This window comes from Pelagerythrobacter marinus (genome assembly GCF_034375205.1).
In the GTDB taxonomy this organism is placed as follows: domain Bacteria; phylum Pseudomonadota; class Alphaproteobacteria; order Sphingomonadales; family Sphingomonadaceae; genus Pelagerythrobacter; species Pelagerythrobacter marinus.
The window spans coordinates 419,400-439,646 of sequence record NZ_CP139719.1 but is presented as its reverse complement, the minus strand read 5'-3'; the positions used below and the strand labels follow the sequence as shown (position 1 = coordinate 439,646).

Annotated in this window: 16 protein-coding genes; 11 read left to right on the top strand and 5 right to left on the bottom strand. The window is 69.3% G+C overall.

From position 1 onward, the window contains the following. Positions 1-12 precede the first annotated feature (12 nt). The 6 genes from T8T98_RS02025 to T8T98_RS02000 all read left to right on the top strand — a co-directional run bounded on the left by T8T98_RS02025 (position 13) and on the right by T8T98_RS02000 (position 4,952). Positions 13-753 carry an OmpA family protein gene (locus T8T98_RS02025; protein ID WP_251104235.1) on the top strand — a complete coding sequence of 247 codons (741 nt, stop codon included), beginning with the start codon at positions 13-15 and terminating at the stop codon, positions 751-753. Between the two features lie 111 nt (positions 754-864). Continuing rightward, positions 865-1,515: a hypothetical protein gene (locus T8T98_RS02020; RefSeq protein ID WP_160731976.1), complete on the top strand. Its 651-nt coding sequence runs from the start codon at positions 865-867 to the stop codon at positions 1,513-1,515. Positions 1,516-1,600: 85 nt separating this feature from the next. Beyond that, a complete protein-coding gene (locus T8T98_RS02015) occupies positions 1,601-1,963 on the top strand; it encodes a response regulator (RefSeq protein WP_160731975.1) in 363 nt (120 codons plus the stop codon). Positions 1,964-2,110: 147 nt separating this feature from the next. After that, positions 2,111-3,295, top strand: coding sequence for an acyl-CoA dehydrogenase (locus T8T98_RS02010; RefSeq protein ID WP_251104236.1), 1,185 nt, complete (start codon positions 2,111-2,113; stop codon positions 3,293-3,295). Next, positions 3,295-3,945: a maleylacetoacetate isomerase gene (gene maiA, locus T8T98_RS02005; protein ID WP_251104237.1), complete on the top strand. Its 651-nt coding sequence runs from the start codon at positions 3,295-3,297 to the stop codon at positions 3,943-3,945. Before T8T98_RS02010 ends, maiA begins: the two co-directional genes overlap by 1 nt. Beyond that, positions 3,942-4,952: a fumarylacetoacetate hydrolase family protein gene (locus T8T98_RS02000; RefSeq protein WP_160731973.1), complete on the top strand. Its 1,011-nt coding sequence runs from the start codon at positions 3,942-3,944 to the stop codon at positions 4,950-4,952. The genes maiA and T8T98_RS02000 overlap by 4 nt, the downstream gene beginning before the upstream one ends. A gap of 135 nt (positions 4,953-5,087) precedes the next feature. On the opposite strand, the gene T8T98_RS01995 is transcribed toward T8T98_RS02000, so the two are convergent. From T8T98_RS01995 to T8T98_RS01980, 4 genes are all read right to left on the bottom strand, one after another. Next, positions 5,088-8,291, bottom strand: a complete 3,204-nt coding sequence (locus T8T98_RS01995; protein WP_251104238.1) for an autotransporter outer membrane beta-barrel domain-containing protein — start codon at positions 8,289-8,291, stop codon at positions 5,088-5,090. A gap of 94 nt (positions 8,292-8,385) precedes the next feature. Next, a complete protein-coding gene (locus T8T98_RS01990; protein ID WP_251104239.1) occupies positions 8,386-10,746 on the bottom strand; it encodes a TonB-dependent receptor in 2,361 nt (786 codons plus the stop codon). 2 nt (positions 10,747-10,748) lie between these two features. Further along, positions 10,749-11,708: a FecR family protein gene (locus T8T98_RS01985; RefSeq protein ID WP_251104240.1), complete on the bottom strand. Its 960-nt coding sequence runs from the start codon at positions 11,706-11,708 to the stop codon at positions 10,749-10,751. 56 nt (positions 11,709-11,764) lie between these two features. Then, complete coding sequence (locus T8T98_RS01980; protein ID WP_251104241.1) at positions 11,765-12,292, bottom strand: RNA polymerase sigma factor; 528 nt, start codon at positions 12,290-12,292, stop codon at positions 11,765-11,767. A 187-nt stretch (positions 12,293-12,479) separates the two neighbouring features. On the opposite strand from T8T98_RS01980, the gene T8T98_RS01975 reads away from it, so the two are divergent. The 5 genes from T8T98_RS01975 to T8T98_RS01955 all read left to right on the top strand — a co-directional run bounded on the left by T8T98_RS01975 (position 12,480) and on the right by T8T98_RS01955 (position 18,988). Further along, positions 12,480-13,784 (top strand): acyl-CoA dehydrogenase family protein, encoded by a 1,305-nt coding sequence (locus tag T8T98_RS01975; protein ID WP_251104242.1) that lies wholly within the window; start codon positions 12,480-12,482, stop codon positions 13,782-13,784. 152 nt (positions 13,785-13,936) lie between these two features. After that, entirely contained in the window at positions 13,937-15,364 is a 1,428-nt protein-coding gene (locus T8T98_RS01970) for an MFS transporter (protein ID WP_251104243.1), read from the top strand. Positions 15,365-15,381: 17 nt separating this feature from the next. Next, positions 15,382-16,593 carry an acyl-CoA dehydrogenase family protein gene (locus T8T98_RS01965; protein WP_160731966.1) on the top strand — a complete coding sequence of 404 codons (1,212 nt, stop codon included), beginning with the start codon at positions 15,382-15,384 and terminating at the stop codon, positions 16,591-16,593. A gap of 15 nt (positions 16,594-16,608) precedes the next feature. Beyond that, the gene (locus T8T98_RS01960) at positions 16,609-17,679 is read left to right on the top strand and encodes an acyl-CoA dehydrogenase family protein (RefSeq protein WP_160731965.1); all 1,071 of its coding nucleotides are present in this window, start codon (positions 16,609-16,611) and stop codon (positions 17,677-17,679) included. A gap of 4 nt (positions 17,680-17,683) precedes the next feature. Continuing rightward, positions 17,684-18,988 carry an MFS transporter gene (locus tag T8T98_RS01955; RefSeq protein WP_251104244.1) on the top strand — a complete coding sequence of 435 codons (1,305 nt, stop codon included), beginning with the start codon at positions 17,684-17,686 and terminating at the stop codon, positions 18,986-18,988. Here T8T98_RS01955 and T8T98_RS01950 read toward each other — a convergent pair whose 3' ends face one another. Beyond that, the gene (locus T8T98_RS01950; RefSeq protein ID WP_251104245.1) at positions 18,989-20,221 is read right to left on the bottom strand and encodes a TetR/AcrR family transcriptional regulator; all 1,233 of its coding nucleotides are present in this window, start codon (positions 20,219-20,221) and stop codon (positions 18,989-18,991) included. Positions 20,222-20,247: the final 26 nt, after the last annotated feature.

Here is a 20,247-nt window from a genome sequence, read left to right as displayed (position 1 = left end):
GGCACTGGAACGATGCCGTTTCGCCCGATCATCGCCATTGTCGCCGGCGCGCTGGCAACCGCCGCCATGGCGCTCGCCGGGGCGACGATGTCGGCCCACGAGATCCAGGCGGGCCTGGAACGGCAGGCGGCCGCGGCGATCGCCCGGAACGGCGGGACCGGCGTGACCGCCCATTTCACATCGCCTTCGGGCTGGCCCTCGCGCCACCCGGTGCTGGAAAGCCGGGGCGGGCTGGACGAAGGGACGCGGGCCGAGGTCGCCCGCGCGGTCGCGGAGATTCCCGGGATCGGCGGGGTGCGCTGGGCCGACGGCGAGGCGCGGGCCCAGGTCGAGGGGATCGAGTATACCCCGATGCATTGCCAGGAAGACGTCGATGCACTGCTGCGCGCGCGGACGGTGCGGTTCGAACAGTCGCGCAGCACGATCGACCGGGCGAGCCAGCAATTGCTCGACGAAGTCGCCGCCGCGCTGCGCCCGTGCCTGGGCAGCATCATCGCGATCACCGGCCATACCGACAGTTCCGGGACCGAGCCGGGCAACCTTGCGCTTTCGCGCGAACGGGCCGAGGCGGTTCGCCAGGCGCTGATCGCGCGCGGCATCCCGGGCGACGGGCTGCGCGCGCGGGGCGTCGGTTCCAGCGAGCCGGTGGAAGGGCTCGCGCCTGCCGACCCGGCCAACCGCCGGATCGAGTTTTCCGTCATCGCGACCGAGCCGCTGGAAATCGCGCCGGTCGATGTCCCGGGGGCGCGCTGATGGCAATCTGGTTCGAATTGATGGTGATGCTGCTGGTCACATATGCTCTCGGCCTGGGGGTCGGCTGGCTGTTGTGGGGCCGGGTATCGAGGGACATGGGAGAATGATCGCATGATGCAGATTGTGCAGACCTGGTGGCCGCTTTTCGTCGCGGCGCTCTTGCTGGGCATCGTCGTGGCCTGGTGGATCTTCCGGCCCGGGCGCAGCGCCCGCGTGGTCGATCGCAGCGGGGCGGACGTACTCGACGAAGGGGCGGCGCCCGCCGCGCGCAACCAGGCGCTCATCGACGCCCCGCCCGCCGCGGCGGCCCAGCCACCGGTGGTCCCGCCGGGCGTCGCCGGAACCGGCACGGCGGTCGCCGCCGCGGTCGAGGCACAGCAGGCGAAAGCCGCGCCCGACGCGGCCGAGGAAGCCCCCGCCGCCGGAAGCAGCGCACCGCCCCCGCCCGCTCCGGCCCCTGAAGCGAAACCCGCGGCCCCCGCCGGCACCGCGACCCCCGACACCGCGACCACCACCGCAGCGGGCGCGGACGATCTCACCCGGATCAAGGGCGTCGGCCGCAAGCTGGACGAGCTTCTGCGCTCGCTCGGCGTCACCGGCCTGGCCCAGATCGCGGCGTGGGACGATGCCGAGATCGACCGCGTCGATGCGCAGCTGGGCCGGTTCCAGGGCCGCATCCGGCGCGACAACTGGGTCGAGCAGGCGCGGCTACTTTCCGCCGGCGACATGCGCGGTTACGAGGACAAGTTCGGCAAGCTGTGAGCCGTGTTCCCGGGCAATCCCGGGAACATTTTCCCTGTCTGAGATTTAATCGATTAAATGTAATCGTAATTTCAACAGGTTCGCCATGTCTGATCATGTTCGTATTCTCGTCGCCGAAGACGAATTCATCGTCGCCTTCGACTTGTGCGATACGGTGAAGGAAGCCGGCTTCGAGGTCGAAGGCCCGCATTCCGAGATTTCGACCGCCATGCTGGCGGTGCAGAAATCGCGCCCCGACCTCGCCATCCTCGACGTTCGCCTGGAAGACGGCGACAGCTTCAAGCTGGCCGAAACCCTGATGGCGGAGGACGTTCCCGTCATCTTCCACTCGGGCCAGTTCAGCCCGGACGAGGTGCGTCGGCGCTTCCCCTCGGCCATCGCCTGCGCGAAGCCCTGCCCGCCCACTGTCATGCTGGACAAGGTGCGCGAGGCGCTGTCGGTCCATTGATGCGGCCGGCAGGCGGCGGCCTGTGCTTTCGCCGCCCCAAGGATTTCTCCGCGACGCAGCCTCGCCGCAGCCGCCCGCGCAAGGTGCGCGGGCTTGTCGTGTTTGCCCAAGCCTGCAAAAGGTGAGGAGACAGTTACAGGAGAAACCATGGCCGGAATGGTGCCGTTCAACTGGCAGGACCCGCTCGACCTCGACAGCCAGCTGAGCGAGGACGAACGCATGATCCGCGACGCCGCCCGCGGCTTCGCGCAGGGCGAGCTTCAGCCGCGCGTGCAGCAGGCGTTTCGGCAAGAGGCCGATGCGCCCGAGCTCTTCCCCCTGATGGGCCGGGCCGGCCTGCTGGGCGCGACGATCCCCGAGGAATTCGGCGGCGCCGGCGCGGGCTATGTCGCCTATGGCCTGATCGCGCGCGAGATCGAACGGGTCGATTCCGGCTATCGCTCGATGGCCTCGGTCCAGTCGAGCCTCGTCATGTACCCGATCCACGCCTACGGCACCCCGGAACAACGGCGCAAGTACCTGCCCGGCCTGGCCAGCGGCGAGTTGATCGGCTGCTTCGGCCTGACCGAGCCCGACGCCGGCTCCGATCCCGGCGCGATGAAGACATATGCGAAGAAGGACGGCGACGGCTATTCGCTGTCGGGTTCGAAGACCTGGATTTCCAACGCCCCCTTCGCCGACGTCTTCGTCGTCTGGGCCAGGAGCGAGGCCCATGGCGGCGCGATCCGCGGCTTCGTGCTGGAAAAGGGCATGGCCGGGCTGTCCGCGCCGAAGATCGAAGGGAAGCTGAGCCTGCGCGCATCGACCACCGGCATGGTGGTGATGGACGAGGTGAAGGTCGGCGCCGACGCGCTCCTGCCCGACGTCGAAGGGCTGAAGGGGCCGTTCGGCTGCCTCAACCGCGCGCGCTACGGGATCTCCTGGGGCGCGATGGGCGCGGCGGAATTCTGCCTCGAGGCGGCGCGCCAGTACGGCCTCGATCGCCACCAGTTCGGCGTGCCACTGGCCTCGAAGCAGCTTTACCAGCTGAAGCTGGCCAACATGACCAGCGAGATCGCCCTCGGCCTCCAGGCCAGCCTGCGCGTCGGCCGCCTGATGGACGAAGGCCGCTTCGCGCCCGAGATGATTTCCATCGTCAAGCGCAACAATGTCGGCAAGGCGCTGGAGATCGCCCGCGCCGCGCGCGACATGCACGGCGGCAACGGCATTTCCGACGAGTACCAGGTGATCCGGCACATGGTGAACCTGGAAACGGTCAACACCTACGAGGGGACGCACGATGTCCACGCGCTGATCCTCGGCCGGGCGATCACGGGGATTGCGGCGTTCTGATGAAGCTCCACGGATACTATCGCAGCTCGACCAGCTATCGCCTGCGGATCGCGCTCAACCTGAAGCGGATCGATTACGAGTACGTGCCGGTCAACCTGCTGGCGGGCGAGCAGGCGGGTGATGCCTACAAGGCACGCAACCCCTTCGCCAGCGTGCCCCTGCTGGAGGCGGACGGGCGCGACCGGGCGCAGTCGATGGCGCAGCTGGAATGGCTGGACGAGGCCTATCCCCAGCGCCCCCTCCTGCCCGCCGACACCGAACGGCGTTTCACCGTGCGCGAGCTTGCCTATGCGATCGCGACCGAAACGCACGCGCCGAACAATCTCCAGGTGCTCAAGTACCTGAAGGCCAGTTTCGGCGCTTCGCAGGAACAGGTCGATACCTGGTACCGGCACTGGCTCTCGCGCACCTTCGCCCCGGTCGAGGCGCGGCTGGAGCAGCTCGGCACCGGCGATTTCCTGTTCGACGGCCCCGGCCTGTTCGAGGTCGTCCTCCTCCCGCAGATCTACAACGCGCGCCGCTTCGCGCTCGACCTGTCGGCCATGCCGCGGATCGAGCGGATCGAGGCGGCGTGCCTCGCGCTCGAACCCTTCCAGCGCGCCCATCCCGACAACCAGCCGGACAACCCGGAAAAAGGACAGGACACATGAAGCTCGCAAGCCTCAACGACGGAACCCGCGACGGCAAGCTCGTCGTCGTTTCGCGCGATATCACCCGCTGCTGCGCGGCCGACAATATCGCCCCGACGATGCAATATGCGCTCGACAACTGGGCCGAAGTCGCGCCCAAGCTCGAAGTGCTCTACCGCGATGTGGAGCACGAGGCGGTCCCGTGCGAGCGGTTCCACGAGCGCGACGCCCATTCGCCGCTGCCGCGCGCGTACCAGTGGGCGGACGGTTCGGCCTACATCAATCACGTCGAACTGGTGCGCAAGGCGCGCGGGGCCGAAGTGCCCGAGAGCTTCTATCACGATCCGCTGATGTACCAGGGCGGCTCCGACGATTTCCTTCCCCCGCGGGCGGACATCCCGCTGAAGGACACCGCGTGGGGCTGCGACATGGAAGGCGAAGTCGCCTGCATCGTCGACGACGTCCCGATGGGCGTTTCCGCCGAGGACGCGGCCGGGCACATCAAGCTGCTGATGCTGGTCAACGACGTTTCGCTGCGCGGGCTGATCCCGGGCGAGCTGGCCAAGGGCTTCGGCTTCTTCCAGTCCAAGCCGGCGACGGCCTTCAGCCCGGTCGCGGTGACGCCGGACGAGCTGGGCGACGCCTGGCAGGGCAACGTGGTTCATCGTCCGCTGATGGTGGATTACAACGGCCAGCCCTTCGGCCGCGCCGATGCCGGCCAGGACGCGACCTTCAGCCTGGCAGAGCTGGTCGCCCACGCGGCCAGGACGCGCAACCTGGGCGCGGGCGCGATCATCGGCTCGGGCACAGTGTCCAACCAGGGCCCCGAAGGCGATCCGGGCAAGCCGGTGTCCGAAGGCGGCAAGGGCTATTCCTGCATTGCCGAGATCCGCATGATCGAGACGATCGCCCAGGGCGAGGCGAAGACGCCGTTCATGTCGCCGGGGGACAAGGTCGCGATCTGGATGGAGGACGAGGCCGGCCATTCGATCTTCGGCAAGATCGAACAGGAAGTGGTCCAGGCCTGACCGGTCCGACGTACCGGTAGAAGGGACGCTCCCGGCAACGGGGGCGTCCCCGGGCAAAAAAGATGGCCATGCCGCCCGGCCGGAGGGGACCGGACGGCATGGCCGGCCCACGTCAAACGTGGGCTGGGGGGGGCCTCAGAATCCCATGCGGATCGTGCCCCGCAGGGTGAAGCCGACATCATCATGACGTTCCTCGGCACCGGCTTCACCCGAGATGGTGAAGGCTTCGTCGCCGCCGAGCGCACGCAGGCGGGCGAACCAGCCGTTGGCGCCCTGCTCCGCCTGGAGCGTGAACGGGTCCCCACCTTCGAAATGCGCGGTCGTGTCGCCCAGCGAGCCGCCGACGATCTCGCGCCAGCCGCCCTCGCCCTCGATCCGGAACCACGTCCGGTCGCGCGCGCGCATGCCCTTGAAATCGACCCCCAGCGTCAGGCCGCCGTTCACGGCGAACTCGTCGCTGGTGCGCTCGGCCACGGTCAGGTTCAGCCCCTCGCCGCCGGTATCGGTATATCCGTCTTCCTTCAGCCGGACGTAATCGACGCTTACCGCCGGGCGGAAGAAGAAGAACTGGCTGCCCCCTTCGAACGATGCGCCGGCCATGAAGCTGGTGACGGTGCCATCCCATTCGCGCTCGATATCGCGCGAGACGACCTCCTCGCCCAGCTTGGCGTCGAAGTGGCGCGTGCCGTCGAAATCGACCATGCCGATGCCGGCCCGGGCGAAAGTCTGCAGGCCGCCCCACTTGCCGACCCAGTGGGCCGCGACCTCGTAAGTGCCCGAATGGACCGCGCTCGTGTCGCCGGTGTCGTGGCGGTTCCACAGGTATGTGATCGTGCCGCCGAAGCGGCCCAGCCCGGTCGCGATCTCGGCACCGGCGGCGAAGCCGAGGCCGCTCTGGTCGTAGGCGGCCGTTTCGCCCTGGTCCTTCTGCGAGCCCCAGCCGCCGGCATCGAAGATCAGGTGGATCCTGGATGACGGTTCGATCGGCCCGTGCGGATCGGCGAGGAAGCGCGCCATCGTGCGGGTGCCCAGGCTGACCCCTTCGAACGCGCCGCCGGCGTGGTCGGGCAGCATCAGCGTCACCGTTTCGCGGAAGGCATTGCCCTCGGTGATGTTGAGGAAGACGCCGGCGATCTCCTCGTCGCCGCCCAGGGCATCGAGGATCGCGTCGTACGCTGCCGCCTGCGACCGGTTGAGCCCCAGTTCGCTCACGGTCTTGCGGCCGATTTCCACCGCCAGCTCGTTGGCCGCCTCGTCCGCGTCGATCGTCGCCTTGTACATGAACGGCAGCAGCGAGCTGTCGCCGGTCAGTTCGTCGCCCACCTGCAAGTCGCCGGCGGTCAGGACGACATAGCGCCCTTCGGCATCGTTGATGTCGGCCAGGCGGAAGCGCAGCTTCGCCTCGTCGTCGAAGGCAGCCGTGCCGGCGACGTCGATCAGCGTCCCCTCGCCCGCGTCCTTGTCCAGCGTGACGTCGAGGATCGCGCCCGAGGCCATGTCGAGCGAGGCGATCGCCGTCGGGCGGGAAAGCGCGAGCGTGCCGCCATCGACCCGGACCGCGAGACCGGCCGCGTTGGTCAGCGTGCCGCTGAAGCGCGCCGAGCCGGCCAGCGTCAGTTCGTCCGCGCCGCCGCCGAAATCGACCGAACCGTCGAACGCCGACTTGCCGGCCAGGCTCATCGTGTCGGCGCCGCCGCCGAACACGACCGCGCCGGACTGCTCCGCGTCGCCGGACAGGGCGAGGCTGTTGTCGCCTGCACCGAAAGTCACGTTGCCTTCCACCGTGCCGTCGGCGATCTCGAAGCTGTCGTCGCCGCCGCCGAACAGTACGTCGCCGGTGATCGAGGGGGCATCCTTGTTCGCCGCGACCTCGGTCTGCCGCACGGTCGCGCCGGTGGTATTGGCCGAGAGGTCGATCGCCATGTTGCGGTCCGAATCCTCGTCCGCCCCGCTGGCCGAGATCGCCCCGCTGTTTTCCACCAGCGCAACGCCGCCGCTGCGGTCCACGATCGCAATCGCGGTGCCGTCGTCGCCCGAGACGGCAGCCTTGATCGTCCCGCTGTTGCGGATCGTGTCGACATTGCCGCCTTCGTCCACGACCACTGCGATCGCGCGCGATTCCTCTTCCTTGCCGGCGCTGGCGTTGATCGTGCCGGAATTGCGGATCTCGGGCACGGTCGCATCGGCCCCGATCCGCAGCGCGGTCGCCTCCGCCGCGCCGACCGCCTTGGCCGCGACGGTGCCGGAAATGGCCATGCCATTGGCAATATCGACCGCGCCGCCGCGGCCGCCGATCACCAGGCCGTTGCCGTCGATATCGGCATAGACGCCGGAGCCGCCGACTTCGCCTTCGATGATCAGGCCGAAATCGTTGCCGCTGGCCGCGACGGGGCCGATCGCGATGTCGCGGTCCTCGGCACCGATCACCATGGCCGGCGCTTCGCCGGCCGACACGATCTTGGCCGTGCCTTCCTTGTCGTCGTCGATCCCGTCGCCGTCTTCGTCGTCGTTGCCCGAATCGCTGTCCTTCGGCGCCGCGGCAAGGACGATGCCGCCCGTCACGTCGCCTTCGACGACGAGTGCGGACCCGCCCTGCAGCATGTCGTCATCGTCGAGCTTGGACGCGTCGGACGGGGGCGAGGGATAGCGATAGCCGCTGGACGAAATCTCCCCCTGGACGACCATCGCCCCGTCGACGTCGCCGTCGAAGTGCGCGCCCACGGTGCCTTCGCCGCGCACGGTGACCTTGCCCGCCAGGCGCACGTCGCCGTCGATGTCCTGCGTGCGGACGCCGACCGAATCGGTGCCGATGACAGTGGTTTCGCCGTCGTGCGTGAAATCGCCGGCCAGCGCGCCGCCCAGCACGATGCCGGCCGACTGGTTGCCCTCGACCACGATCTCGCCGCTGTTCACGATATTGCCGGTGTGGGCGCCCAGGGTACGGATGCCCGCGCGCCCGGTGCCGACGGCAAACGGTCCGTCGGGATCGCCGTCGTTATCGATGTCTTCCGCGGTATAGGTTTCGTCGATCGTGATCGTGCCCGCGTTGACGATGTCGCCGCTGGTTCCCGCTTCGGCGGCGATGCCGGTCGCGCCGTCGGCATTGGTGATCTCGATCGTGCCTTCGTTGGTGACCGCGTGATCGCTGTCCATCGTGACCGCGGTGCCCCCCGAGACCACGACCGAGCCGTCTTCGTCGATGCGGATCGAATCGGGCGATCCGTCCTTGATCGTCGACGTGCGCACCGGCTCGGTGCGTTCGTCCGAGATCACGGTCTGGGCGGCGAGCGGCGTGGCGACTGCGGCAAGCGCAGTGGTCGCGAACAGGTAACGGTTCATGGGTCCTCCGGTCAGTTATCGACCGCAAGACGGAGACGGCCCGCCCGAACCTTGGCGCGCAGGCGATTTTTTCGGCGCGGCCGGTTCGGCGCGGCTAGAACGCCAGGTCCAGCCCCAGCCGGACCGTGCGCGGGCGCAGCGGCGTGATCTGTTCGCGCCCGACCTCGAAGGGCGTGCCGAGCGCGAAGCGGTTGCCCTCCGCGTCGAGGATGTTGGTCACCCCCAGCGACAGCCCGATCCGTTCGCGCCCGACGCGCACGGTCAGCGCGCTGTCGAGATAGTCGCCCTGCTCCTCGCCCAGCTCGGGCCCTATGCCGAGCCGCGACTTGCCGACGTAGCGGGCCCAGCCCTGCGCCGTCAGCACGAGGCCGTCGCCCAGCGGGCGCTGGTAATCGAACCCGGCGCGCGCGTTGACCCGGGCGATGTTGGGGACTTGCCCGATCTCGGTGGAGGCCAGGGTGCGCGGGCTGTCGATCCGGCTGTGGTTCCACGACAGCCCGCCTTCGAGCCGCAGCCCGCGGGCCACCGCCACGCCGCCCGAAACGGTCGCCGTCCAGACCTGCCCGTCGCCGATATTGGCGGTCGTCGGCAGGCCCAGCGGGTCGATGAAATCGGCCTGGATGTCGCGCCAGCGGGTGAAGGCGAGGCTGGTCGCGAGGTCGAAGGGGCCCGATCCCTGCCGCCCATGGCGCGCGCCGAGTTCGAAGGTCGCGGTCCGGTCGCTGCGGAAACGGCGGACGAACTCGCCGTCGATCGCCAGGCCGCCGGGGCGGAACCCTTCCTGGTACTTGATGTAGAACGAGGTATCGGCCAGCGCGCTCGCGGTCAGCGAGAGCGAGGGCAGGAAGACCGTCTCGTGCCGCTCCGCCGTCACTTCCGCACGCATCAGGGCCAGCATGCGATCGACGTCCTCGCCCTCGCCGCCCAGTTCGGACCGGGTCACGCGGCCGCCCGCCGTGGCGACCAGCCCGGCGCGCAGGCGATAGCTGGCCTCGCCATACAGCGTCACCTCGTCCACGCTGTTGCGGACGCCGGTGCTCGTCACCAGCGCCTCGGCCGCCTCGAAGCTGCGCGTCAGGCGCGTGCGGTTATGGGTGAAGCTCGCGCCCAGGACCCAGCCGAAACGGTCCTCCATCGGCTGCCACAGACGCGTCTCGTTCGCGATCATGCGCGAATCGTTGTGCTGCACGAACAGCCGCGTCGGATCGTCGGGACGCGTCGCGTCGTAACGTTCCTCCAGCTCCTGGTGCACCACGCCGGTGGACGACCGCAGCCGGATCGCGCCGAGTTCGCCGGTCACGACCAGCTGCCCCTGGACATACCCGGCGTCGAAGCCCTCGGTCACCCGGGCGGAACGGGTCAGGTCCTCGCCCTCGCGGTCGGCATACTGGCTGTCCGCCCCCTCGGTCCGCTGGCCCAGGCCGATCAGGTCCACCGTCCACCCGCCGCCGGCGTCGAGCCGGGCGAAGGCCCGCCCGCCGTATATCCGCGTGCGGTTCACGTCGCTTTCGCCCAGCAGGGGCTTGTCGATATAGCCGCCCTGCGTTTCCGCGTCGAAGACCAGCCGCAGAGTCGCCCGCTCGCCCGCGAGCGGCAGGTTGGCGACTGCGCCCAGGTCCGCCCCGGGCGCGCCGTGCTGCGTCGCCGAACCGCCGATCCCGCCCGAGAGGCTGGTGACGCCCGGCTCCGGCTCATTGGGCACGAGGCGGATGATACCGCCCAGCGACCCGGCACCATAAAGCGTGCCCTGCGGTCCCTCCAGAACTTCCACTTTCTCCATGTCCGACAGGCGCAGGTCGGGGTCGGGCGAATTGTAGCTGAGCCGCAAGTCGCCGAAATACTGGCCCACGGTCGCCTGGGTCGGGCCGGTGAAGCTCGAATCGGCGATCCCGCGGATGAACAGCTTGTTGCGCCCGCTGCCGAGATAGGTCGAGGTGACGCTGGCGACGCGGTCGGCGATGCGGTCCGTCCCGACCGGCCCGCCGAGCGAAAGCGAACTGCCGTCGAGGATCGTGATCTGCCCGGCATAGTCGCGCAGGCGCATGTCGCGCTTGCTGGCCTGGACGATGATCGGCGTCTTGCCGATTCCCGGCGGGGGCTGCGCAACCGGGGCCGCCCGGCGCGCCGGCGGGCGGGCGGGCGTGCGCCGCGCTTGCGCCGGGCGGGGATCGGGGACGAGGCGCCACCCGGACCCGCCCGCGGTCACCGGACGGGCGCCGATCGCCCGCGCGAGGCGGCGCACGGCCTCGCCGGCAGTGTAATGCCCGCGGATCGCCGGCACGCTGCGGGCCGCAAGGTCGGGTTCGGCGATGACGATGCTGGTGCCCGTCTGCCGCGCGATCGCCGCCGCCGCCTCGCCCGCGCGCCCGGCCGGTGCGTCGATGCGCTGCTCCTGCGCCTGTGTGGCGGTGGCGGCGAGCAGGGCAGCCAGGGCTATCGGCAGGCAGGTTCGCATCGTCAGCGGCTATCGATCGTCCAGCCATCCCCTTCGCGCCGGACGACGACGCCGAACAGGGGCCCGAGGGAAGCCGGGTCCTGCGCCAGCGGCGCCAGCGCGACGCTGCCGCTTGCACGGCGACCGGCCACGGCCGGCGCGGCGGTGAAGGCAATCCCCGTGCTGCCCGAAAGCTCGCGCGCGACCTCGGCCAGGGAAGCATCGTCGAAAGTCAGGTGCCCGGTGCTCCATTCGCCGATCCGCGCGATCGGGGCGGTGCCCCGGCGATAGTCGTGGCCGCCGTCGGCCACGCTCAACGTGTCGCCGGGTTCGAGTCGGGCGAGCTTGCGCGCCGGGTTGACCAGGACGACCCCTTCCGAAACCGCCACGCTGGTGGCCCCGCCGGCGCGCGCCACGTCGAACACGGTCCCGGCATCGACCAGGGTGTGTTCGCCGACGGAGACGGTGAACGGGTCGCTTTCGTCGTGGCGCACGGTGAACAGGGCCCGGCCCTGCTCCAGCGCGGCGAAGCGCGGCCGGTCGCGGTCGAGCGCGATCCGCGTACCCCCACCGAGCGCGATCTCGCTGCCGTCCGCGAGCGGCACGACCATGGTTTCGCCGGGCGCGGTCTCGACCACGTAGCCGGACCCGCGGAGCTGGAGGAAACCGACCATCGCGACCAGGACCACCGTGGCCGCCAGCGCCAGCCAGCGCCAGCGCCGGCCCCCGCCTGCGGCGCCCGCTCCCGCCGATGCCGCGGCGGCTGCGGCATCTTGCGGCGCGGGCGGCTCGCCCGGCCGCGCGTCGTCGTTGACCGCCGGCGCGGCGTGCCCGGCCTCGGCCGCATCGGCGACGGCGGCCATTGCCCGGTCGTAGGCGCGCGCGCGGCCCGGGTCGCCCTCCAGCCAGGCGGTGAAGGCATCCCAGTCCGCGAACGCGGGGTCGCCGGTTTTCACGGCCCAGGCAATTGCTTCGTCGGTCATCCGGTCATCTTGCCCCATGGCGAGCCCCTTTCGCTGACAAGACGGAGCCGTTCGCCTCAATCCTCATCGAGCCGCTCCCTGATCTCCAGGACGGCGCGATAGGCGCGCCTCAGGTCGCTTTCCACCGTGCTCAGGCTGACGCCGAACTCGCGCGCCACCGCCTTCTGCGGAACGCCGTCGATCCGGTGGCGGCGAAAGATCGCCGCCGGCCGTTCGCCCAGCGCGTCGAGCGCGGCGGCGACCATGCGCGCGTGCTGGCGCGCGATCACCACCCGCTCTCCCGACGGGGCGTCGGACACGCCGGGCACGGTCGCTCCGGTCGCCTCGCTCCAGGCCCGCTCGCGCTTGCGCGCCTGGTTCTCGGAGCGATAGCGATCGATCATCACGAGGTTCGCCGTGCGGTAGAGATAGGCCAGCGGCGCGGCAACCGGCCCCGGCCGCGCGGCCGAGACCTTCAGCCAGACCTCGTGCAGCAGGTCCTCCGCCGCTTCGCCGGCCCCGCGCGCGCGCAGGAATCGCAACAGGCGCTCGCGATGGGCGAGGAAGGCGGCTTGGAGACCGTCGGGCGCAGGGGTGCTGGTCACGGCAATACCTTGGGCGGCGCGCGATACGGCAAAACCGGCGCGGTGGGAAGACGGAGACGTTCGCGCCGCCCCTTGCCCGCCACCGCGCCGGCACCCGGGCAGCGCACCCGCCTTGTGCTGTTTCAAATATCGGGTATGTTGATTCGCGCACGACCCGGCAAACGGGCGGCCTTTGGGGACGAGAGCGATGGCCTGGGATTTCGAAACCGAACCCGAGTTTCAGGAGAAGCTCGACTGGATGGCGGATTTCATCCGCGACAAGGTCGAGCCGCTCGGCCTGCTGGGCATTCACCCCTACGACGTGAAGAACCCGCGCCGCAATGCGCTGGTCCGCCCGTTGCAGGAGGAGGTGAAGGCCCGCGACCTGTGGGCCTGCCACCTCGGCCCGGAGCTGGGCGGCCAGGGCTACGGCCAGGTCCGCCTGGGCCTGATGAACGAGATCATCGGCGGCGCCAGCTTCGCCCCGATCGTTTTCGGATGCCAGGCGCCCGACACCGGGAACGCGGAGATCATCGCCCATTTCGGGACCGCCGAACAGAAGGAACGGTATCTTCGTCCCCTGCTCGCCAACGAGATCGTTTCCGCCTTTTCGATGACCGAGCCGCAGGGCGGGTCCGACCCCACGGGCTTCGTCACCCGGGCCGAGAAGGACGGCGATCACTGGGTCATCAACGGCGAGAAGTGGTTTTCCACCAACGGCAAATGGGCCGAGTTCCTGATCGTCATGGCCGTCACCGATCCCGACGCGCCGCGCCATGAACGGATGAGCATGTTCATCGTGCCCGCGGACACGCCGGGGGTGGAGATCGTGCGCAACGTCGGCGTCTATGGCCAGCAGGACGGCAGCGAGAGCTACATCCGCTATACCGACGCGCGCGTGCCAGCCGATCACCTGCTGGGCGAACGCGGCGGCGCCTTCGCGATCTCGCAGACCCGGCTGGGCGGCGGGCGCGTCCACCACGCGATGCGCACGGTCGGCAACTGCCGCCGCCTGCTCGACCTGATGAGCCGCCGCGCGGTCAGCCGCCGGACCCGCACCGGGACGATCGCCGATTACCAGGCGGTCCAGATGCAGATCGCCGACAGCTATATCGAGCTGGAGCAGTTCCGCCTGTTCGTTCTGAAGACCGCGTGGGCGATCGACAGCCACCGCGATTACCGCAAGGTCCGCAAGGACATCGCCGCGATCAAGGCGCTGATGCCCAGGGTCTATCACGACATTGCCGCGCGCTGCATCCACATCCACGGGTCGCTGGGCGTCTCCAACGAGATGCCCTTTGCCGGCAACCTGGTGGCGGCGATGGTCATGGGGATCGCCGACGGCCCGACCGAAGTGCACAAGGTCACCGTCGCCAGGCAGCACCTGCGCGCCTATCGCGACGTGGCCGACCCGGTCTTCCCCGATTACTCGCTGCCCAGCCGCCGGGCGGCCGCGCGCGCGCTCCACGACCCGGTGGAGGAACTGGCCGAGGCGGCGGAGGCCCTCGCGTGAACGCCAGCCGGGCCGCTCCCGACTCGGGCCCTGACGCTGGCCCTGACTCCGGCCCTGACTCTGGCCCCGCCCCGGTCGCCGCCTCCGGGCCGGAGAGCGCAGGGGCGCCGCCGCTGAGCCTTCCCACGCGCCTCAGCTACGGCATGGGTGCGATGGCCAACGGCATCAAGGGCGCCACCTTCTCCAGCTACCTGATGCTCTATTTCAACCAGGTCGTGGGCGTGCCGGCGGCGATCGTCGGCACCGCGCTGGCCTGCACCCTCCTGGTCGATGCGATCGTCGATCCCTTCCTCGGCCGCTGGGCCGACGTCACCCGCTCGCGCTGGGGCCGCAGGCACCCGTTCATGTATGCCGCGGCGATCCCGACCACGGTGTTCTTCTTCCTCACCTGGTTCCCGCCCGACGGGCTCAGCCACGTCCAGCTGGGCCTGTGGATCTTCGCCTTTGCCGCCGCCACCCGGGCCGCGATCAGCGCGTTCGAGATCAACGCTTCTGCCATGGCGCCCGAACTGAGCGGCGACTACACGGAGCGCACCCGGCTGTTCTCGCTGCGCTACTGGTTCGGCTATGCCGGCGCCTACGGCTTCACCGCGTTCTCGCTCGCCTTCATCTTCGTCGAGAGCGAGGCCTATCCGCGCGGCCAGCTCAATCCTGAAAGCTACGTCAACTTCGCCGCGCTGGGCGCGGGCCTGATCTTCCTCGCGATCCTGGTCTGCGCCGCCGGGACGCACAACCGGGTTCCGTGGATGCGCCAGGCGGACGGGCAGGCCGGCGACCCGGCGATGCCGCTGCGCGAACACTTGCGCGAAATGCTCGCCGCCTTTCGCAACCGCGCCTTCCTGGCGATCTTCGGCTTCGGCGTGTTCAAGTATACCGCGATCGGTCTCTACAGCGCGACCACGCTCTATTTCGGGACTTACCTGTTCAAGCTCGACACGGCCCAGCTCGCGCTGCTCACGCTCGACAGCTTCGTGGCCGCGACGCTGGCGGCGCCGCTGGCCCCGATCTTCTCCCGCTGGTTCGGCAAGCGGACGAGTTCGATGGTCTTCGCCGTTCTGGGCGTGTCGATCGGCCTCAGCCCGCTGCTGCTCAGCCTGTTCGGCCTGTTCTTCGTCCCCGGCGACGCGCTGCTCGTGCCAGTGCTCTTCGCGATCGGGGCGATCTACGGCGCGATGGTCGCGATCTCGCTGATCAACACCAGCGCAATGCTCGCCGACGTGGTGGAAGACAGCGCGGTCGAAACCGGGCGGCACACGGCCGGGACGTTCTTTTCCGCCTCCAGCTTCATGCAGCAGTGTTCGAACGCGCTGGGCATCTTCGTCGCCGGACAGGTCCTCGCGCTGGCCGAGTTTCCCGAGCGGGCAGACCCCGATACGGTCCCCCGCCCGGTGGTGGAAAGCCTGCTGATCCACTATATCCCGACCTCGATCGGGCTCTGGACGATTGGCGCGCTGATCCTGCTGTTCTATCCGATCACCCGCGCCCGGCACGAACGCAACGTCGAGATCCTTCGCGCCCGCGAGGCCGAGGCGCGCGAGAGGGAACAACGCGACGCGGCCCTGGGTGGGCCGGCGCGATAACACGTGAGGAGAATTGAATGGCGACCCAGCCCGACGTGACAGCCCCAGGCGCGGACGACGCCTTCCGCGAGGAGGTGCGCCAGTTCCTGGCCGAGAACTTCCCGCCCGAGCTCAAGGGCAAGGGAAATGCGCTCGCCAGTGTCGAAGGGCCGACGCAGGAAAGCGACGCCCAGCGCAAGTGGCGCGAGGCGATGGGCGAACGCGGCTGGGGCACGCCCACCTGGCCGCGCGAATACGGCGGCGGCGGGCTGACCCGGCGCCAGGCCCGGATCCTGGACGAGGAAATGGCCCGCGCCGGCGCCTACAACCCGATCGGGGGCATGGGGGTGATGATGTTCGGCCCCACCCTGCTCGAATACGGCAGCGAGGCGCAGAAGAAGGAACACATCCCGCCCATCTGCCGGGGGGAAATCCGCTGGTGCCAGGGCTATAGCGAACCCAATGCCGGATCGGACCTCGCCAACCTGCAGACCACGGCGGAGGACAAGGGCGATCACTACCTGGTCAACGGGCAGAAGACCTGGACCAGCGGCGGCCAGTGGGCCGACAAGTGCTTCTGCCTCGTGCGGACCGACAAGAGCGACAAGCATCGCGGGATCAGCTTCCTTCTGATCGACATGGACGCGCCGGGCGTCGAAGTCCGCCCGATCCAGATGATCAGCGGGATGAGCCCGTTCTGCGAGACGTTCTTCACCGACGTGAAAGTGCCCAAGGAGAACCTCGTCGGCGAGGAAGGCCAGGGCTGGACCATCGGCAAGCGCCTGCTCCAGCACGAGCGGACCAATCTTTCGGGCGGCGGCAGCCTGGCCCGGATGATGGGGGCAAGCCTTTCGGACCTGGCGAAGAAATACGTCGAGACCGACGCCGACGGCGCGATCGCCGACAAGGTCCTGCGCGACCGGATCGCCGATTTCGAGATCCGCTGGAACGCCTTCCTCCTCACCGCCCGGCGCGCGGCCGAGGAAAGCAAGGCCGCCGGCGGCGTCTCCGAGATCAGCTCGGTGCTCAAGAAACTGGGCACCAAGCTGGGGCAGGAACGGGCCGAGCTGACGATCGAGATCATGGGCCTGCAAGGGCTCGGCTGGGAAGGCGAGGGCTTTTCCGAGGCCGAGCTGGCCGGGGTTCGCGCCTGGCTCTTCGGCAAGGCGACGACGATCTACGGCGGTTCGACCGAGATCCAGAACAACATCATCGCCAAGCGCGTGCTTGGCATGCTCGACCACCAGTAAGGGGCGCGAAGAATCATGGCGGTTCTCAACGAAGAACAGGAAATGCTGCGCGACATGGCGCGCGAATGGGCCACCAACGAAAGCCCGGTGGCGGCTTTCCGCAAGATCCGCGCGAGCGGCGATCCCGAGGCGTTCGACCGCGATGCCTACGGCGCGATGGCGCAGATGGGCTGGAGCGGGATCATCGTGCCGGAAGAGCACGGCGGGTCCGATTTCGGCTGGCTTTCGGCCGGGCTGGTGGTGGAGGAACTGGGCAAGACCCTGACCGCGAGCCCGCTGATCGCCACGACCCTGGCGGCGGCGGCCATCGTGCTGGGCGGCAGCGACGAGCAGAAGGCGAAATGGCTTCCGCGCCTCGCCGCCGGCGAGACGATCGGCACCCTCGCGATCGACGAGGGGCCGCGGCACGATCCGGCGAAGCTGTCGGCCAGCGTGGCGGGCGGCAAGCTCTCGGGCACCAAGGCCTTCGTGCACGAGGCGCACGGCGCCGACCTGTTCGTGGTCGCCGCGGCGGACGGCCTCTACCTGGTCGAGAAAGGCGACGGCGTATCGCTCGCCACGCGCAAGCTGGCCGACCAGCGCAGCCATGCCGAAGTCACCTTCGACGGCGCGCCGGCGGAAAAGCTGGAGAACGGGGGCGACAGCCTGCTTGGCGACGTGCTCGACCGGGCGCGCATCCTCACCGCCTGCGAAATGCTCGGCATGGCCCAGGCAGTGTTCGACATGACGCTCGACTACCTGAAGCAGCGCGTCCAGTTCAACCAGGTGCTCGCCACGTTCCAGGCGCTGCAGCATCGCATGGCCGACCTGTTCGGCGACCTCGCGATGATGCGCTCCGCGGTCGAGGGCGGGCTCCAGGCGCTGGACAGCGGCTTCGGCGTAACGCGCGCGGCGACCATCGCCAAGGCGGAGGCGAACCGCGTGCTCCACGCGATGAGCCGCGAGGGGATCCAGCTGCACGGCGGGATCGGGATGACCGACGAATACGACGTCGGCTTCTACCTCAAGCGCGCCCGCGTGCTGGAGGCGAGCTGGGGCAGCACCGCCTACTTGCGCGACCGCTTCGCCGGGACGAGCGGCTACTGACCCCTTGGGGCCGGAGCGCGATAGCGAAGACGACGATGCATCGGCCGGCGCCCGGGAACGGGCGCTGGCCGATCACGCCCGGTTCGTCGATGCGAACCTGAAACGGAATTTCCGCGCCAATTTCATCCACGGCGTGCTGGGGATGACGGGATTCCGCCTGATCTATGCCCCGACGATCATCCCCGCCTACCTGATGCTGCTGACCGGCAGCGCGGCTGCGGTCGGGCTCGGCACCGCGCTGCTCCAGCTGGGCGCGACGATCAGCCCGATCGCCAGCGGGGCCCGGATCGAACATCGCAGCCATATCCTGCCCTATGCGATCAGGGTCGGCTCGCTGATGCGGCTCATGGTCCTGCTGCTCGCGCTGGCGGGCTGGCTGCTGACGGGGGACCTGCTGGTCCTGGCCACCTTCGCCTGTTTCCTGCTGCTGGGGTTCTTCTCCGGCGCGCAGCGGGTCGCCTTCCAGATGCTGATGGGCAAGCTGATCCCCATCCGCAAGCGCGGGCGCCTGCAGGGATACCGCAATTTCGCCGGCGGGCTGATCGCCGCGATCCTGGCCTGGGTCGCCGGCAACTGGTTCATCGCCGACCGGTGGCTGGGCAACGGATATGCCACGACCTTCCTGTTCGCCTTCGTCCTCACCAGCGCGGGCCTGGTCGTGCTCAAGACCATGATCCGCGAGCCCGCCGCGCCGCTCGCACGCCCGCAGATGCCGATGCGCGAACGGGTCAGGGAGTTTCCCCAGCTCCTGGCCGATCGCGATTTCGCCCATTTCCTGGGCGTTCAGAGCCTGGCGACGATGGCCCGCGTCGGCGCGCCGTTCTGGACCGTCTATGCCGGCAGCCTGCTCGGCCTCGACGGGGCGCTGATCGGCGGGCTCAGCTTCGTCTTCCTCGGTTCCGACACGATATCCAACATCGCCTGGGGGCCGATGGGCGACCGGCTGGGTTTTCGCATCGTCTATGCGCTCTCGCTCGCCTGCTCGATCGCCGGTGTCGCGCTGCTGGTCGCGGCCGAGAGCGCACCGCCGATCTATGCCGCCTTCATGCTGCTCGGCTTCGGCCAGTCGGGGTGGATGCTGGCCGCGACCACGATGGTGTTGGAATTCGGCACGCCGCAGGACACGCCGATGCGGCTCGCCTTCGCGACCACGGTCGAAGGGGCGATCGCCGCCGGCGGGCCGGTCGCGGCCGGCCTGCTGGTCGCGATCTGGGGCTTCACCCCGCTGTTCGCGCTGGTCTTCGTGGCGCTGGCGGCGGCGCTGGCGCTCCTGCTGCTGCGGGTGCGCGAACCGCGCCGGATCGGCTGATCAGTCGACCGGGGCGAGCAGGCCCTGCGACAGGGTCGAGGCATATGTCTTCAGCGCCAGGCCCGGATCGCCGAAGCGATCCGCCCAGTTGCGCGCCTCGTAAGCGCCGTTGAGGGTGGACATGATCACCTGGCTCGCGACCAGCGGGTCGATCGGGCGGACCGAGCCGTCGGCGACGCCGTCGATCAGCATCCCGGCGAAACGCCGCGCGAGGCGGTTGGACCGGGTCACGACATCGGCCTTGTGATCGCTGTCGAGCGCCTGGAGCGCCGTCGTGCGCAGCAGGGGCATGGCGTCGAAAAGCTGCACCTGGAGCAGTTCGTCCAGAACGCTCGCGAGCCGCGTCCAGTAATCGGCGTCGATCGTCTGCCCGGCCATCTGCACCGCGGAAAGCCGGTCGTAGCTGCGCTGGAAGCACGCGAGGACGAGGTCGTCCTTGGCATCGTGGTGGTGGTAGAAGCTGCCTTTCGTCACGTTCAGCGCGCGGGCGATGCGGTTGACCGAGGCCCCGCGATAGCCGCGCTGGTTGATCATGACCGTCGCCGCGCGCAGGAACTCGTCGTTCTGGCTCGGCTTCGCATCCTCGCGCGTGCGCCATCCGCCGTCGTCCAGCGCGCGCGGCTGCCACGCGCCACGGCGGGCGGGAATGCCATGGGCGAGAATGTCGAACATCCGCTCGCTCACACGCGGGAAATCCAGCGTCGAATAGCGCAGCGACCACACGGGCCACCACATCACCGCCTCCAGCAGGACATGGGCCCGCGCGGAGAACAGCGCGCGCGCGCGATCGCTTTGCGGTTCGCCGAAAAATCCGCGCACGCGGTTCACGATCTCGCGATACCGGGCGAGAAGCGGGGCCTGGGCCGCCGGGTCGAGCGTGCGGATTTCGGACAGCGCGGTCAGCAGGCCCTTCTCCCCCCGGCGGATGCGGGTGCGTAGCGCGACGTGTTCGTCGATATAGCGGCGCAGGCGGGCGGCCGGGTCCGGTTCGGCCAGGGCCTCGGTCGCCATCCGCTCCATCAGGTCCAGCGTCGCCTCGTAAACCGCGACGACGAGCTGTTCCTTGCGCGAGAAGTAGTACGTGATGCTGGTCGCGTTGAGGCCGATCGCGCGCGCAACGTCGGACAGGGTCGTCGCCTTGACCCCCACTTCGTTGATCAGGACCGAGGCGGCGTGGATGATCGCCTGGCGCTTTTCGCCGAACCGCCTCGTTTCCGCACTCTTGCTTGCCATCGGCTCCCCCGTTTCAGGCGCGTTAC